The organism is Phenylobacterium sp. (assembly GCF_031181185.1).
GTDB lineage: Bacteria > Pseudomonadota > Alphaproteobacteria > Caulobacterales > Caulobacteraceae > Phenylobacterium.
In genome coordinates this window covers 1-16,715 of sequence record NZ_JAPSKZ010000079.1, presented here as the reverse complement: position 1 = coordinate 16,715, position 16,715 = coordinate 1, and the positions used below count along the sequence as shown (strand labels likewise).

General features: G+C 68.0%; 12 protein-coding genes. 6 read left to right on the top strand and 6 right to left on the bottom strand.

The genetic code is table 11. The features are described from left to right. From RIF93_RS11295 to RIF93_RS11280, 4 genes are all read right to left on the bottom strand, one after another. A partial coding sequence (locus tag RIF93_RS11295; RefSeq protein ID WP_309091365.1) for a hypothetical protein occupies positions 1 to 1,878 on the bottom strand: 1,878 nt, incomplete at its 3' end. Between the two features lie 158 nt (positions 1,879 to 2,036). Then, positions 2,037 to 2,948 (bottom strand): glycosyltransferase family 2 protein, encoded by a 912-nt coding sequence (locus RIF93_RS11290; protein ID WP_309091364.1) that lies wholly within the window; start codon positions 2,946 to 2,948, stop codon positions 2,037 to 2,039. Positions 2,949 to 3,043: 95 nt separating this feature from the next. Then, the gene (locus RIF93_RS11285) at positions 3,044 to 5,272 is read right to left on the bottom strand and encodes an AAA family ATPase (protein ID WP_309091362.1); all 2,229 of its coding nucleotides are present in this window, start codon (positions 5,270 to 5,272) and stop codon (positions 3,044 to 3,046) included. A gap of 167 nt (positions 5,273 to 5,439) precedes the next feature. Next, the gene (locus RIF93_RS11280) at positions 5,440 to 6,420 is read right to left on the bottom strand and encodes a phosphotransferase (protein WP_309091360.1); all 981 of its coding nucleotides are present in this window, start codon (positions 6,418 to 6,420) and stop codon (positions 5,440 to 5,442) included. A 266-nt stretch (positions 6,421 to 6,686) separates the two neighbouring features. On the opposite strand from RIF93_RS11280, the gene RIF93_RS11275 reads away from it, so the two are divergent. Beyond that, positions 6,687 to 7,832 carry a glycosyltransferase family 4 protein gene (locus RIF93_RS11275; protein WP_309091359.1) on the top strand — a complete coding sequence of 382 codons (1,146 nt, stop codon included), beginning with the start codon at positions 6,687 to 6,689 and terminating at the stop codon, positions 7,830 to 7,832. On the opposite strand, the gene RIF93_RS11270 is transcribed toward RIF93_RS11275, so the two are convergent. After that, positions 7,785 to 8,990, bottom strand: coding sequence for a glycosyltransferase (locus tag RIF93_RS11270; protein WP_309091358.1), 1,206 nt, complete (start codon positions 8,988 to 8,990; stop codon positions 7,785 to 7,787). The two genes, RIF93_RS11275 and RIF93_RS11270, sit on opposite strands and share 48 nt — an antisense overlap. A gap of 193 nt (positions 8,991 to 9,183) precedes the next feature. Between RIF93_RS11270 and RIF93_RS11265 the strand changes: the two genes are divergently transcribed. From RIF93_RS11265 to RIF93_RS11255, 3 genes are read left to right on the top strand one after another with little or no spacing between them, the layout of a single operon-like run. Further along, a complete protein-coding gene (locus tag RIF93_RS11265) occupies positions 9,184 to 10,524 on the top strand; it encodes a CDP-glycerol glycerophosphotransferase family protein (protein ID WP_309091356.1) in 1,341 nt (446 codons plus the stop codon). Then, on the top strand, positions 10,491 to 11,246 hold the full coding sequence (locus RIF93_RS11260; protein ID WP_309091354.1) for an IspD/TarI family cytidylyltransferase: 756 nt from the start codon (positions 10,491 to 10,493) through the stop codon (positions 11,244 to 11,246). The genes RIF93_RS11265 and RIF93_RS11260 overlap by 34 nt, the downstream gene beginning before the upstream one ends. Next, entirely contained in the window at positions 11,243 to 12,316 is a 1,074-nt protein-coding gene (locus tag RIF93_RS11255) for an NAD-dependent epimerase/dehydratase family protein (RefSeq protein WP_309091352.1), read from the top strand. Before RIF93_RS11260 ends, RIF93_RS11255 begins: the two co-directional genes overlap by 4 nt. Before the next feature lie 2 nt (positions 12,317 to 12,318). On the opposite strand, the gene RIF93_RS11250 is transcribed toward RIF93_RS11255, so the two are convergent. Further along, entirely contained in the window at positions 12,319 to 13,275 is a 957-nt protein-coding gene (locus RIF93_RS11250) for a glycosyltransferase family A protein (protein WP_309091350.1), read from the bottom strand. A gap of 543 nt (positions 13,276 to 13,818) precedes the next feature. Here RIF93_RS11250 and RIF93_RS11245 point away from each other — a divergent pair. Next, a complete protein-coding gene (locus tag RIF93_RS11245) occupies positions 13,819 to 16,077 on the top strand; it encodes a calcium-binding protein (RefSeq protein WP_309091348.1) in 2,259 nt (752 codons plus the stop codon). Between the two features lie 194 nt (positions 16,078 to 16,271). Next, a partial coding sequence (locus tag RIF93_RS11240; RefSeq protein ID WP_309091346.1) for a hypothetical protein occupies positions 16,272 to 16,715 on the top strand: 444 nt, incomplete at its 3' end.

Sequence of the window (16,715 nt, the reverse complement as noted above, 5' to 3'; positions counted from 1 at the left end):
CGAGCCGTAGCGCTCGGTCTGGTAGACCACGTCGTCCGTGGTGGCGCCGATCGGCGAAGCCGCCGTGAACGTCGTTCCGCCCGAGAAGTACTGGTCGGCCAGGTAGTTCACCCCGCCCGTCGTCACCTCCGGCCCACCCACGTTCAGCGCGATGCTGCTCGGCGGCGGCGGCCCCTCCGTCGTCGAGATCTTCAGATGATCCCAGCTGACGGAGATCGGCGCGCTTGAGCCGAAAGATGTGGCGATCACGCCCACGGCAAGTTCGCTCTGCACGCCGGATGTGGTCAGGTCGCCCTGGATCGCGTCCAGCAGCGCTCCGGTCACCGCCGAAGCGGCCTGCGAGCCCGCGCCGATCTGCGCCCCGTTCACGTCGTGCAGGGTCCACCGCGGCGTTATGGAGCCGCCGGTCGCCGTCTTGGCGATGTCCATGTACAGCATCGCGTAGGCGACGTTCTGAACGGGCACGCCGAGCGCGCTCGTGGTTCCGACGGGAACGAAGCCCATTTCCGTCATGAACTCGATGCCGGCTGCGCCATTGTTCGAGTGGAAGACCAGCTTGGCGTAGTCGTCCTGATTGCCGGCGCCGATCTGCACCCCGGCCTGGCGGTAGTTCTCCACCGCCACCCCGCCGGCGAACGGATTGAACACCTTGGCCTCGACGGTGAAGGTCTGCACGCCCGACGTATCCACGCCGAACTGGTAGCCGTTCTTCTGGGTGTTCAGGTCGCCATTGGCGTCGCCGGCCGTCGTGAGCAATGTGAGCTTGCCACCCGACACGGCGCCCGAAACGCCAAGCTGTGTGTGGCTCTCCTGTCCGTTGCTCATCACCCCGGTGAAACCAGCCGCGAACGGCGTCGCGCCGGAGTTGAAGTCCAGAGTGACCGAGCCCAGTTGCGCCAGGTTCTTGCCGCCGCCGTTGGCGGGGTCGAGCTGGAACCGGTCCTTGCCGTTGACGAGGCCGTCGCCGTCGGTGTCGACATCCGCATCCGTGGCGACGCGCACCCGGTTGATGTCGCTGACGAAGCTCTGCGCATCGCCCTGGGCGTCGATCACCGCGCCGGTCAGGTGGAAGATGCCGCCGCCCAGCGCCCAGGCGCCGCCGGCGCTCAGGTCGACCGACAGATTGGCCGCGCCATTGGCCCCCAGCTGCACGTCGATGTAGCGCATGTCGGTGGCGCGGTGCGCTTCGTAGGGACTCGACGGCGGAACGAGGAGCTCGTCGATCGCCCGGACCACCACCAGGCGCACGATCCCGTTCGCCGGTCCTCCCGCGATGGCCACCTGGGCGACACCTCCCGAGAGGGTCCCGACCCCGCCGGATGTGCCGGCGACCGTGACGGTCGGCGCGGCCAGGAGCCCGTCGTCGATAATGATCTCGGCCCCACCGATCGAACCGTCGGTGAAAACCTCGCCGGTCTTCGTCACGCCGTCAGAAAACGTGACCGTGACCGTGGAGCCGATCAGTTCGAGCCCGATCATCTTGCCCTGGGGCCCCGCGGCGGGATCGCTGGTCGTCACGCGCGCCGGGTCGATGTCGATGGAGAAGGCCAGCTGGTCGCCTGGATCGAAACTGCCGAGACTGACAGTCAGCAGCTGCCCCACCTCGCCCTGATAGGGGTTGCTGACGCTCGATGTGGCGGTGATGCCGCCGACGTTCTGATCGACGGTGAACGGCTTGCCGAGCTCGTTGCCCGAAGATCCCGTCGGCGACGGGTCGAACACCAGCCCTGGGAAGATCGCCGTCGAGAGGTCGAACTTGACGCTCGTGATCAGGACGCCGCCAGTCGACAGGTTCTGGACCTGGTAGCTGCCCGGCGTGAACACGCTCTCGTTGATGGGCGCATTGGGCGTAATTGCAATGAAGGCGGCGTTCGGCATCGACGATCCCTCGTCCTGGCTGGCTCGCCGCGCTTCTGCATCCGCCTGGCCCGACGACGCTCGCTCGCGGCGGCCTCCATGAGGCGACGGGTCGACGTGCGCGCCGCTTCATTTGATCGCTGGCGCCCCGCTTTCCCGCAGGAGCGCTCGCGCCCCGCCTAGAACCCGGCGGCCTTCAGGCGCCCGACGAGCTTGGGGCCCACCAGGATTCGCACCACCAGCATCACGGCTTCGGGCCAAGGAATGCCGGCGAACGCCTGGCGTGCGAACGCCCACGCCTCCACGCGGCGATCGTCCGCATAGGCGTGGACAGCGCAGAGCCAGAACGCCCGACCTCGGACCCGCCGAAGCTGGCGCGGGGTCAGATCGAGGCGCTCCTCCATCCAGCGCACGGCGAGGCCCAAACGCTCGATGACCAGGCGGTTGTTCGACCGCATCGAACGCTCGTCGTGCTCGACCATCGTCACGGTCTCAGCGTCAAGCAGCAGCAGCTTGTCAGCCTGGGTGTTCTCAAGGAGGAACATCCAGTCCTCGACGGCCGCATAGCGTCGATCCTCCTCGAAGGGGCGCAGGTCGGGATTGGCGCGGCGGACGCAGACGTTGCAGGCCAGGAAGTTGCCGCGGGCGAAATCATCAGCGCCCCGCCAACCCGGCTGAACCCGCGAGGCCGGGCTGCGCCGCCAGCGGTGGCCCACTCTGTAGCGGTATCGGGTCGCCACGAAGTTCGGCGGATGCGCCTGGGCCAGGATCGCGCGCTGCAGGACTTCCAGGTGGGGCGGTTGGAACTCGTCGTCGGAGTCAAGGAACACCACGTACTCGCCCACCGCACAGCGCAGGCCGTGGTTGCGCGCCGCCCCGCGCTCACGATTGCTGATCGGCAGGTAACGCACTCTGGGGTCGCCGAAGCTCCGGACCACCGACGCGGTGTCGTCGGTGCTGCCGTCGTCGACGACGAGCAGCTCGAAGTCGGCGAGTGTCTGAGCGAGCACAGAGCGGATGGTCGGGCCGATCAGATGCGAGCGGTTGTAGGTCGGGACGACGACGCTGAAATACGGGGTGGTCGCGGCCATGACGGTAGACCTCCGACGGTTCACTCAGGGAAGGCGTGGCGGCGCTCGGGGCGGCGCGGCGTGGGAACCGGGGCTCCAGTGGAGCGCCGGACGCCTCAAGCCTCTGCGTAGTAGGAGCGATAATCCTTGAAGTAGTAGTCGGCGTCGCCGTAGCCGTCCCTGGCCTGCTGCTCCATGTTAACGCGGGTCAGGGTCACGCCTGCGACGCGCGCCCCCATCGCATCCAGGATCTTCAAGGCGTTCTGCACCGCCCGGCGGGGGGTCTTGTTCCAGCTTGCCGCGAAGATCACCGTGTCCGCTTTCGCAGACAGCACCCGCGACTCCGCGACCGGCAGCACCGGCGCGGTGTCGAGCACGACCAGGTCGTACTGCCCCTTCATACGATGCAGCAGCTGATCCATGGCGCTGGAGCCGAAGACGTCGTTCGTGGCGTCTGCCTTGCCCGGCAGCAGCAGCAGATCGGCGCCGCTCGCTTCGTCGCGGACGACGGCCTGCTCCAGTTGAACCCCGCCTCGCAGAACCTCGATCAGGCCGGCGCGCGGCTGCAGCCCTAGGGCCTCGGTCAGTCCAGGCCGACGCAGGTCGCAGTCCACGAGCAGCACCTTCCAGCCCTGCAGAGCGGCGGTCCGAGCGAGGCAGATGGAGACCGTGCTCTTCCCTTCACGGGGTAGCGCCGAGGTGACCGCCACTGTCCGCACGGGCTCTCCTTGCATCGACAGGGCCGAAGCCTTGAGGTTGCGGAACGCCTCCGGGAAGGCCGACAGTGGACGCGACACGACATAGTCCATGGGTCTGCCCTGGAGCCTCTTGCGGACGCTGCCCCGAGGCTTCGACAGGGAAGACAGTTCCGGGATCGCTCCCAGGTACTCACGTCCGAGATGCTGCTCGACATCCTCGCTCGTGCGCAGTCCGTCCCGCATGAATTCGGCCGCCGCGACGGCCAACCCGCCGAGTCCCAGCCCGGCCACCGCGCCGAGCAGAAGGTTCAGCTTCTTGTTGGGCGAAGTGGGCTTGAGCGGAGCGGCGGCCTCCGAGGCGATGCGAGCGTCCGCCTGAGCCAGGCCGCGCTGTGAGCTCGTCTCCTTGAACCGGTTGAGATAGCTCGCATAAAGGACACGGGAAGCTTCGGCATTGCGCTCCAGTTCGTTCAGCCTGACGAGCGCTCGCGTGTTTGAGGTCAGCTGGCCCTTCGCGCCCCCAAGGTTGCCGGCGATGGCGGCGGCGCGCTGCTGCGAGACGTTGAGCCTGGCCTGCAGGTTCGTGATCGTACGCTGGATTTCCGCCTGGATGCTCGCGTCGATGTCCCGAAGCTGGCTCTTGGCCTTGTCCAGTTCGGGGTAGCCGTCGCGGAAGCTGACCTCGAGTTCCGCCACCCGGCGGCTCACCTCGGCGCGCTGCTTGCGCAGCTCCTGCACGACGGGCGAGGCCAACGCTTCGCCGACGTCGTCCCCAAGGGAGCCGCGGGCGAGCTGCGCCCGCGCGGTCCGCAGCCGGGCGGCGTCCTCCGCCACCTGCACCCGCGCCGCCGCCAGGCTCGCCTGGTGCGCGGAAATCTCCTGCTCCGTCAGGCTGGCGCCCGATGCGCTCAGCAGATTGTTGTCGATCTTGTACTGCTGCACCGCCGCCTCGTCGTTGAGCACCTGCGTCTGCAGCTGGGTCATTCGGGCCTGAAGCCACTTGGTGGCCTGTTCGTTGGCGCCGAACTTCGCCTCGAGCTGGCCCAGGATGTAGAGGTCGGCGAACGTATTCGCGATGCGGGCCGCCTTCGCCGGATCCTTCGAGGTGAAGGAGATGTCGATGATGTAGGTCAGGCCGGCGCGCCGGGCGCCCAGGCGGCGGGAGACATTCGCCGCGACGGCGCGCTTGTCCCGCTCCGAGATCTGCGCCGGCGCCGTACCGGCCTCTTCATCCTTAAGGCGTCGGTTGAATTCCGGATCCTGTTCGAGTCCCAGGACGTCCGCCACCCGCCGCGCGAGCTTCGGCGAGCGGATGATCTCCACCTCCGTGTCCACCACATAGGACCCCGCAGCGGAGTCGGTCGGCAGCTCGGAAAGCACTTCGGCCTCGTTCGAGATGCGCTCCTTGCGGGGATCGAGCAGGACATGTGCGGTGGCGGAGTATTTCGGCTCCTGCAGGAACGTGATCGCCACGGTCGCGAGCAACACGACCCCGAACACAGCCAGGAACAGCCTGGCATGCCTCAGCGCCACGCCAAGCCAGCGGCGGGGGTCCAGCACCTGCTGAGGCTGGATCTCAGTCTGTCGCACGGTGGCGATGGGCCCGAACCGAGCTCCGCGGAATGGTGCCGGCGCCGACGCGTTCATAGTGCCGCCTTCCCTGTTCTAGATCCGGCGCAGCCAGGCGCGGCGGCAGGTCGCCTGCCTGGGCTTGCTGCGCCATCTGGCGGCGGTCAGCAGCATGCCGCGTGATCATTTGACTTAGCAGGCGGTTCGAGCGGCGAGAGCCGGCCCGCCACCGTGTCGCTCTCGCCTTACCTCGTGCCGCCCCAGGGCAGCTCCATGGCGCATTCCTCGAGCAGAGCCCGCATCTGGGCGTCGATGAGCCGCTCGCGCAGCGACGCTAGCCGACGCTCCAGGGAACCAAGGCGGCGCCCTCGCCGATATGCCCAGCGCCGCATCAGCTTCCGGATCAGCGTCAGCCGTAGGATGACCGGGGAAACGACGTCGACTCCGTAGGCTGTCCGGAACGCCCCCTCGAGATTCAGGCGCAGGCGTCTCATGGGCGGCAGCGCCAAGCCGGCCGCGAAGATAGAGGCCGAGGACAACATGCTCAGAAAGGTAGCCAGGTCCTCCTCGGCAGGCCCCGCCGCGTCGAGCACCGGATCGATCATGGCCACCTCGCCGTCCCTCCACAGGATGAGGTTCCGCGGCGCGTAATCCCCGTGCAGGCGAACGCAAGGTCCGCAGAGGCGCTCACGCGGCGCGGCGTCAAGGATGCGCGCGACCCGCGCCGGCAGGGCCAGGCCGGCGGCCCGCATCTCGCTCGCCTCGACCTCGCGGATCTTGCCGACGAGCTCCAGCACATCCACCTCCATCGCGCCGTATCGCGCATGCCTGTGGAAGCGGCGCAGGAAGTCGCCGGCGGCGGCGGTCGCCGCCAGCGCGCGGCGCGGCTGCAGAAGGGGTTGCGACAACACATGGGACAGGGGCGGCCCCGGCACGTGGACCATCAGATACGCATCCGGCGGCCGCAGAAGCGCCAGCGGCTGGGCGACGCGATGGCGGTCCTCAGCCGCCCACCAAGCATGACACTGGCGAAGGGCGCTGTACTCGGCCGCTGCGGTCAACCCGGCCGCGCAGCTCGGCGCCTTGACGACGTAGAGCGGCCGGCCCGAGCGCCGCCCGAGGAAGTAAAGCACCGCCTTGTTGGAGACGAGCGGCGCTCTCAAGAGCGTAAGCTCCGCGCTTGCAGGGTCGAGCGGATGCAGCGCCTGACGCGCGGCCGCCAGCACCTCTTCGCCTTCGTCGCAGGATGATCTCCGCCGTGATGGCGATAAGTCGTGGAGCTCTTGGGTCCCGTCCATGTGTCACCAGGGTCCGCCCCCACGCCGCGCGCGACGGCCCGCGACCGTGCAGCAGCTTCCCAGGCCGGCGCAGCGCGCGCGTGATCATTTGGCGTGGCCGGCGCCGTCAGGCACGCACCCTATGGACCCGCGCCCACCGCTGAAGGAGCGGTCCCTTGCAGAGCAGCCCTCTCCCAACCACCGCCGGCCGGTCCATGCAGGACAGACGCGTGCTGGAGATCTGCCGCGTCCCGTTCGTTGGCGGGGCGGAACGGATCTCGCTCGACAGCGCGCGGGCCGTCTCTGCCGCGGGCGGGAGGGCGATGGTCGCCTGTCCGCCGGGGGGAGCCTTGCAGGCCGCCGTTCTCGACGCCGGGTTGGAATGGCGACCGATCCGGGGACTGAGCGGGCGTCGTGGCGTCATCTCCGACCTGGCGCGGAGCGCCTGGGCGACAGCCGCCAACAGCGGCGCCCTCGCCGCTCTTGCGGCCGACGCCCGCGTGGACGTGATCCACGCGCATCATCCGATCGGCGCGCTGCAGGCGGCGCGGGCCGCGGGACCCGCAGGGGCGCGGCTGGTCCTGCACGTCCACGAGACCCTGCCCGCGCCGCGGCAGTACGTGGCCCTGCAGGGCTGGCTACGGAAGCGATGTGACGCCTTCGTGTGCGTCTCGAATGAGGGACGGGAACTGATCCGCGGCCTTGGGGTCGAAGAGGAACGGATCCATCTCGTCTACAACGCCGCGGAGCCCGTCTTCTTTGGACGCCCCCAACCGGCCCGCCTCGGCCCAGGTCCGCACATCGGCGTGTTCGGCGTGCTCGAACCGAGGAAAGGACACGCCGACCTCATCCAGGCTCTGGCCCGGCTGTCGGCGACCCACCGGGCCGCCCAGCTCTGGATCGTGGGCGAACTCAGCTATGCGCAGAACGACTCCTACGTGGCGGACCTGCGCGCGCTCGCCACCAGTCTGGGGCTAACAGACCGCGTCCATTTCCTGGGGCGCCGCAGCGACATCGCCGAACTGATGACCGCTATGGACGTGGTCGCCCTTCCGTCGCGGAGGCTCGAAAGCCTTCCAACCGTCCTCCTGGAAGCGACCGCCCTTGGCCGGCCCTGTGTCGCGACCTCAGTCGGCGGCGTTCGCGAGATCATAGAGGACGGCACGACCGGATGGATCGTTCCGCCCGAGGCGCCGGCCGCACTGGCGATGGCGCTGGACAGCGCCCTCGGACAGCGCGCCGCACAGATCGGACGGGCGGCGAGGTCCATGGCGCGAGCCCGCTTTTCTCCGGCGCGCTTCGAACAGAACCTGTTAGGCGTGTTCGGCCAGTTGATGGTGACGGACGTCGCACCCGCCTGACGCCGGCCGACGCGCTCGATCGCGACGCTTCATCCCAACCAAAGCGGCCTCGAGCGTCTCGACAGCGCGCGCGAGGACCACCTCTTCGTCGAACCACTGGCGCACGTGCCGTTGGGCGCCGGCGGCAAGAGCGGCGCGCAGGACGCCGTCCGAGGCGAGCCTGCGCATGGCGGCGCTCAACGCGACGTGGTCTCCGGGCGGGCACAGCAGGCCGCTGATCCCGTGCACCGTAACATCCGTCACGCCCGTCGGAAGATTGCTGGCGATCACCGGAAGGCCCGCCGCCATGGCCTCGAGCTGGGCGATGCCGAAGGCTTCGGTGACTTCGGTCGAGGGGAGGACAAAGGCGTCGGAGGCGGCGAACAGCCGAAGCTTGCCGGTTTCACTGACCTCGCCGAGGAAGTGCGCTCGATCCTGCACCCCCAGCGAGCGCGCCAGCGCCTCGGCGGGCGCACGATGAGTGCCGTCGCCCGCGATGAAGGCGTGCGCGTCCGGCGTCTCCGCCAGGGCCTTCACGAGCACGTCCAGGCCCTTGTAGCGCGCGTGTCGACCCACGAAGCCGAAGGTCGCGGCGTCGCCGGCCCGCGCGCGGCGCCAGGACTGGGCTGCGCGGCGTTCAGCCGCCGAGACGACGTAGTCTTCAGGGACGACGCCGAACGGGATGGCCGCGTAGTTCAGCCCAGGTCGGAGGTCGCCCGAGATGGCGACGTTCTTCTTGGACGAGACCATGACCGTGTGGGCCGCGTCGAGTAGCCGGCTGTAGGCGGCGCGCGCGGCCCAGCGCAACGGCCCCGTCGGGCGCATGTCCATGTGGTGCGTGATCACCAGCGGCGGGCGAGGCTTTCGCGCCATCTCGGCCAGCAGTGCGACGGAGGCTAGCGGGTTGGGCGCGTGGAAGTGGATGAGGTTGTACTCCGTGATGTCGAACGCTCCGAACAACCTCGTGGTCAGCGGCTGGCCCTTCAGCCGCCGACCGGCGGGCAGGCGCCTCACGCGCACGCCGTTCCGGACTTCCGAGAGCTCTCCGGGCTCATGGTTGAAGACGACGGCCGTGACGTCGTGATCGACGGCGAGGCGCTCGCATAGCGCCGTAGTGTTGCGTTCGATGCCGCCGTTGAAGGGCGCGTAGAACTTGCCGATCACCAAGATCCTGGACATCCCGCGATCCCCTGGAAACAGGACGACAGCAGGACGTGGCTCGGCCGGCCGCGCAAACGTCCGGCGTCGCCTGATCCGTCAATTGATCGAACGCGCGTCAGTTCGGGCGGGGGACGGTCTCCGATATCCGCCATCCTGCGCGCTCTGCTGACGTCGAGAGGATCCTCCGCTGGACGAGCTCAGGACCATCGCCTTGCTGCGAACGGCGCGACGCGGCTCCGCCGAGTGGGGGCGCGCGAGCGTCGCCGCGCTGCATCGCCAGCTGAGCGGGATCCTCCACACGCGCGGACGCGTCTGCGTGTACGGCTGGCCCGACCACGAAGAGAACAGCCTCTACGCCGCCGCATTGCTCGCGGGCATGCCCGGCTTGCGCGTGACCCTGCTCGCCGACAAGCCCGACCTGGCCGCCGGCTACCTCCGCCTCGTCTGCCGGGATCCCTCGGCGGTGGAGGTGGTCGCAAAGAATTCCATCACGGGCCTTCTGCGCGCCAGTGCGGCGGAGGTCCTGCTCTTCACGCACGGGCTCTACGGTTCGCCGGACCTGACCGACCGGAAGCTCGTGATCAACCTCTGGCACGGCTACGGCCCCAAGGCGAACGACAACGCCGCCTTCTCGGCCCGTATTCCGTTCTCCGTCCTCTTCTGCAACACCCCCGTTTGGGGCGCTGCGGCCGCCCGATGGCTGGGGGCCGCCGATGCTCGTCTGCGGTGCTGCGGCAATCCGCGGGAGATTGCGTTCAGCCACCCGGCGCCGCCCGCCAGCCTGGCGAGACTGGGCCTGGAACAGGAGCGCTTCGTCCTGTGGATGCCGACCTACCGCGGCAGCAATGGCGCGGCTGGCCCCAGGTGGCGGGACGCGCCCGACCTGCGCGCCAGGGTGGACGCCGCCGGCATGGACCCCGTCTCTGCGCTCCAGGGCCTCGCGGACGCCGCGGGGGTCAAGGTCGTCGTGAAGCCGCATCCGCTGGACGTTTCGCGCTTCGACGGCGGCGGCCTGCACGTGGTGACCACCGAAGAGCTGCTCGCCAACGGCGTGACGCTATATCAGTTGATCGCAGCCTCGGCCGGGATGATCAGCGACTACTCCAGCGCATGGGTCGAGTATCTCGACCTGGACCGGCCCTTGGTCCTGTATTGCCCGGACCTGTCCGACTACATCGCCGGCCGCGGTTTCAGCGAACCCAGCATGGTGAAGATTGCGCCGGGCCTCATCGTCGAGACGCCCCTCGAGCTCACCGGCTTCTTCGAAGCCCTGGCGACTGGAACCGATTGGCGAGCGCGACAGCGTCACGAGACGCAGGCCAGCCTCGGCCTCCGCCCAGGCCTCGTCGACGCGGAGGCTTTCAGGACGGCCTTCCGAGAGGAACTTGACCGACGACGGCTCAGGTCTGGGCGCACGCCGAGACCTGCGCGTCGTGACCTTCTCTCCGGCGAACCGATCAAACGATCAATCGCGCGCTCGGCGATCGGCGTAGGCCAAGGCCAGATAAGGAAGCGCCGATGCGTGACGGACCCAAGGACGCGATCGCGGTGATCTTCGCCGGCGGGGCCGGAACGCGGATGCATCGCCCGGGGCTTCCCAAGCAGTTCGTCGTCGCCGGGGACCGGCCGGTGCTGGCGCATACCCTGCAGCACTTCCAGGATCACCCGAAGGTGTCGGGCATCTACATCGCCTGTCTGGAACCCTTCATCCCGCACGCCTGGTCGCTCGTCAGGCGCTACCGGATCGAGAAGGTGCGGCGGATCGTAAGCGGCGGCGCCACCGCGCTGGCGTCGATCTTCAACGCCCTGGAGAGCGCCGTCGAAGACGGCGTCGATGAGCGCACCGCCACCCTCATCCACGACGGCGTGCGGCCGATCATCAACGCCGACCTGATCACCCGCAACATCGCGGCCACCTACAAGTACGGCGGGGCGATCAGCGCCATTCCCTGCTTCGAGACCATCGCCCGATCGGTGGACGGCGCGCGGACCATCGATGAAGTCCCTCAGCGAGACCTCATGTACGTGCTCCAGGCGCCGCAGACCTTTCCGTTGGGCGAGGTCCACCGGGCAAACAGGCGGTCTATGGACGAAGGGCTCCAGGGCCGGTTCGTCGACGAGGCCCAGCTGATGACCCACTACGGTTGTCGGCTGAGAATGGTGTCGGGGCTTCGCGGCAACGTGAAGCTCACCACGGAATTCGACCTTCTGCAGTTCTCCCTCCTGCTGGACTCCGGCGCGCTCGACCCGGTCCAGGGCGCAAACGTCGCGTGATCAGCGACGTCCAGAGAGAGGACGTCGAGGTGCTTCTCGGCGAGGCGCTGCCATGGGGAGCGCTGGCCGGCCGAAGTATCCTTGTGACGGGCGCTACCGGCATGGTGGGCCAGTATCTGATCCATACCCTCCTCGCAGTGCGAGACAGGACCGCGCCCGCCCGGATCATCGCCATGACCCGTCGTGGCGAGGTGGCCCGGGATCTGTTCTCCCGCGATCCCCGCGCCGGCGCGCTCGAGATCCTGGTCCACGACCCTGCCCAGCCGCTCCCGCCGCTGCCTCCACTGGATTACATCGTGCACGCCGCCAGCCCTGCGGACCCGGCGGCGTTCCGCCGGGACCCGGTGGGCGTGATCGCAGCCAATGCGCTCGGATCGGCGCGCCTGCTGGAAGCCGCGCGCGAGCGGGGCGCCGTGTTCTGCCTGCTGTCCTCCGCCGAGGTCTACGGCCAAGCGAAGCCGGACGGCGGCGAGCGGATCAGCGAGGAAGCGGCGGGCGTGCTCGACAGCCTGGACCTGCGGAGCGCCTATCCCGAGAGCAAGCGGCTGGCGGAAACGCTCTGTGTCGCCTTCGGGCATCAGCACGGGGTGGGCTACCGCATCGCTCGGCTGGCTCACACCTACGGGCCCGGCATGTCGCTGGAGGATCCGCGCGTCCAGACCTACTTCATGCGCCAGGCGCTCACCGGCCAGGACATTGTGCTCCTCTCAAGCGGGGAGGCTCGGCGGAGCTACACCTATGTCAGTGATGCGGTTTGCGGCGTCTTGCACCTGATCACGGCGCCGGAGAACCTGACCTGCAACGTCGCCAACGAGAAGGCGACCGTGTCGATCGCGGAGCTTGCCCGCGCGGTGCTCGCCCGCTGTCCCGGAACGCGCGCGCAGCTGCGGTTCGCTCCCGGCCAGCCGGAGACCATCCGCACGGTGGCGCCGCCCCTCCTCGACTGCTCGCGGCTGAGGGCGCTCGGCTGGAAGCCGCGTGTCAGCCTAGACCAGGGGATCGACCGGACACTACGGCACCACCGTGCGTGGCAGCGGCCGGCGAGGCGCGGCGTGGCCGTCGCGGATTAGCATCAGCGCAGTTCGGCCGCCCCGCACGGGTGCAGCCGGCCGCGTGCAAGGTCGGTGATCGCCAGCAGGTTGCCACGGAGCCGCGCCGCGCGATCGACGTATGGTTCCGGGAACGGCGCCTTGACGAGGTTCGAGGCCAGATTGCGCGCCATCAGCATGGCGGCGCTGGACACCGGATAGGTGCCCTTCCGAACCAGGTAGAGCGGGTTCGCGATCTGGGAATAGCCGTAATCTCGGCCGGAGACTCGCCCCGACTTGGCGCCCAGGTGCACGCCCACGAGCCGATCGGATCGGAAGAGCCGCCCAAGCTTCCGCAATTGGCCAGAGACGTCCTCATCCTCCAGCCAGCCGTAGAGCGGCAGCTGTTCGTCGAACCGGACGCGAACCGCCACCTCGCCGCAAAGCGCCATGTTGCAACCGTAGAGAGCCCGCACCGCTCCCGCGCGCGCCCTTGGCCCTCTCAGCACCGCTTCGCCCGAGCGGATCATCTGCGAGGCCTGAGCCACGTCGTAGCCGGGACCGTTGGCGCCGTCGGCGAGGAGGACGCCCGTCAGTCCCACGCATCCGGGACGGGCCGAGAACTCCGCGGCGGCGTTCTCGAGCCAATCTTCCCGGGGAACGAAATCGTCGTCGAAGAACACGACCCCGCCGCGGCTGACGTCATTCGCCGCGAGCGCCTGGACCCGTTCGAGCGCGCGGTTCCGCTGACGTGTGAGCCCCTTTGAGCCGAAAAGCAGCTCGGTCGTGAAAGGCAGCCGCGCCCGGAGTTGGTCCATGTGCTGGGGCAGGTCGCTCGAAGCCGTCGCCGACACAACCACGAGGTCGGGCCGGCGGCTCTGCAGCCGGAGCAGCGCGAGGCTGTCCTCAACCTGGCGAGGCCTGCCAGCGGTCGCGATGACGACGATGATCAATGAGCTGACCTGCGGTTGTCTCCGCGCCGGCGCCGTCATGACACCCATGATGCGCCGCTGCGGCGCCCTGGAGATTCAGTCTAGGTCTGTCGGACCGCAACGCCGGTCGCGCCCTTCAACCATCATATGGGAATTGTCACCCACCGCTGGCGGCGCGAGGTCGCCCGGATCCGAGTCGCTCGCATGACGGGGCGTGCAGCCTGAGCCTTGGGGCCTTTGGACATTTGCGCACAGCAACGGGAGCTTGGCCTTTCAACCCTGCGAGGTACTCTCGGCCAGCACTCGCGAAGCGCGGCTGCGGCGGACGGTCGCGACCCTCAGAAGAATGTGGCGGTCCGAAGACCTGCCGCCGAAGGCGCCCGGTCGAAGATCGCCAGCCATAACAACGTGGTTCGCCTGATCTCTTGAGCCTTCATCGAGATAACGAAGATCTTCTTGCCAGATTTCGGACACCAGGCTCCGATCTCTGCGCCGTCCGTGCTCAACACTGCGACACCCTGTCACTAACCCTCAGATGGCCACCCCGATAAGCGTTCGGCCGGCCAGGGCGGGGCCAAAGCACAGGAAGCAGGTCGTTTCAGCATGCCGATTTTGGATGCAGAGAATTTCACCGAGACACTAGGCGTCAACGTCCACATCAGCTGGCCGAACTACTACCCCTACTCCGAGACATCCAAGGTTATAGGCGCGCTCGATTACCTGGGCATCGATACGATCAGGGACTATATCAACTCGAGCTCGATCAACATCTACAATCAGCTCGCGGCGAACGGGATCCAGTTCGATCTGCTGCTGAACCCGGTGGTCGGGATCGACAACTACATCGGCTGGGCGCGGAATCTCGCGCAGACCCACCCCGGCTCTGTCGTCGCCCTGGAAGGGCCCAATGAGGTGGACAACTGGCCGGTGACCTACGGCGGCTTCACCGGATATGCGGCCGCGCGCGAAACGCAAAAGGCGCTGTTCACGAAGGCCAACGCAGATCCGACGCTGAAGGATGTGCCGGTCTACAACCTGACCCTCGCCGGTATCGACTCCGCTGAATACGCCGCGATCGGCAACCTGGCGGCGTACACGGACTTCGCCAACGTTCACACCTATTACCAGGCTGGCCAACAGTCCTGGGGCTACAGCTTCTCCGACACCAAATACACGCTGCAGGGCTATATAAACTCCGGCCAGTGGAGCGCGCCGGGTCGTCCCACGGTGATCACCGAGACCGGCTCGACCACGTCTCCCGGCTCCGCCATCGGCGTGAGCGAGGAGGTGCAGGCCAAGCAGATTCTCAACTCTCTGATGGCCGCCGCCAAGCACAACGTCGCGGCCACCTACATCTACGAGCTCGTCGAGTCGCAGAACGCCGGCGTCAACGACATCGAGAGTCATTATGGCCTGTACCGCCACGACTGGACGCCCAAGCCGGCGGCGCACGCGCTGCATAACCTGACCGAGATCCTCACGACGTCGTCCGGCGTCGGATCCTCGATCGCGGCGCCTGCCTACACGCTGAGCGGGATGCCCGCGCAGGGCTCGAGCCTGATCTTCCAGGAGGATGACGGCGCGTACGACATCGTGGTTTGGACCGAGCCCGACATCTGGGACCAGGTGGCCCACCGCGCGATTACCGCGCCCACCTCCACCGTCGACGTCGATCTGGGCGCAACCTATGGCCGGGTGTTCGTCTACGATCCGCTGGTGAGCGACAAGCCGATCCAGACGCTCAGCAACGTCAGCAAGGTCACGGTGTCGCTGACGGATCATCCTCTGATCATCGAGGTCGCAGGCTCCCAGGCTCCTGCCCCCGCTCCGACGCCCACTCCGACGCCGACCCCCACGCCTCCGCCTGTTCCCGCGACGGGCGAGAACTGGACCGGGAAGAACGCCGGCGATTCCAAATTCGGCACCGAGGGCGCCGACACCCTGATGGGTCTCGGCGGTACGGACCTCCTGAACGGAGGAAAGGGCGCCGATCTCATCTACGGCGGCGTCCAGAACGACACCCTCCTGGGCGGCCAGGGCGACGACCGCATCTTCGGCGACGATGGCCGCGACATCCTGCATGGGAACCGCGGCAACGACACCCTCGCCGGCGGTCTGAACGATGTGGACTTCTTCGTCTTCGAGCCGGAAGGCGGCCATGACGTCGTGAGCGACTTCGCCCTCTCCGAACGGGTGGACATGCGCGCGTTCGGCGCGAACGAGCACGCCTTCACCCTCTCGCAGACGAGCGAAGGCGCGCTCATCACCCTCGGCGACACCAGCATGCTCCTGAAGGGCGTGCAGGCCGCGAATCTTCAGGTCGGGAACTTCATCTTCAACAATCCTGACGCGGCCAAGCTCCCGGTTCTGACCCCGCCGCCGGCTCCCGCCCCCGCACCCGTTCCGGGCGTGAGCTGGACCGGCTCGGCCACCAACGACAGCAAGTTCGGCACCGACGGCGCCGACACCCTGTACGGCTTGGACGGCGGCGACCTGCTGAACGGGTCCAAGGGCGCCGACGTGATCTACGGCGGCTTCGGCAACGACACGGCCCACGGTGGTCAGGGCGACGACCGGATCTTCGGCGAAGGCGGCCGCGACATCCTGTCGGGGAACGTAGGCAACGACACCCTGACCGGGGGTTCGGACGCCATAGACTTCTTCGTGATGCAGCCCGGCGGCGGTCACGATCGGGTCGTCGACTTCAATCTCTACGAACGGGTCGACCTGAGCGCATTCGGCGCCAACCAGTACGGCTACGTGCTTACTCAGACGAGCGAGGGGGCGCTGATCACGCTGAACGACACGAGCATGCTCCTGCAAGGCATTCAGGCCAGCAGCCTGCAGAGCGGCAACTTCATCTTCGCCTGATCTGCAGCCATCGCGACGCATGAAGCGGCCCGGGCGCGTGCGCCCGGGCCGCCTTCTTTGGCCGACGTGCGGCGCTACCTGGATCGGCTCTTGATCATTGGATCAGGTCCGGGTGACGACGGTCAGGTTAGGTGCCAAGGAACCGGCTCCAGGAGGTTCGCTTGTCGCGTGCCCGCCTTCGCCGCAGGACCTTCTTGGCGACGCTCCTGCTCCCGCTGACGCAGCTCCGCGACGGCCGCGCAAGCGCCGTCCCTTTCGCCGGCGCGTTGGGAGCGGGCGAGCGGGCCATTCGCGCGTCCGACTTCATCGACGGCCTCGGCGTCAACGGCCATGTGAGCTGGCCTGGTCATTATCCCTATTCCGAAACCTCGAAGGTGGCCGAGGCCATGGCGTACCTTGGGGTCCGGACCCTGCGGGATCACATCAACGCAAGCACCCAGCCCGTGTTCGAGCGGCTGGCCGACCGCGGCGTCCGCTTCGACCTCCTGCTCAACCCGAAGGTGGGGATCGACAACTACGTTGCCTGGGCGCGCGCCCTGGCGAAGGCGTACCCGGGGGTGGTGGCTGCGCTGGAAGGGCCCAATGAGGTCGACAAGTGGCCGGTGCAGTTCGAAGGACGCGGAGGGCTCCAGGCGGCC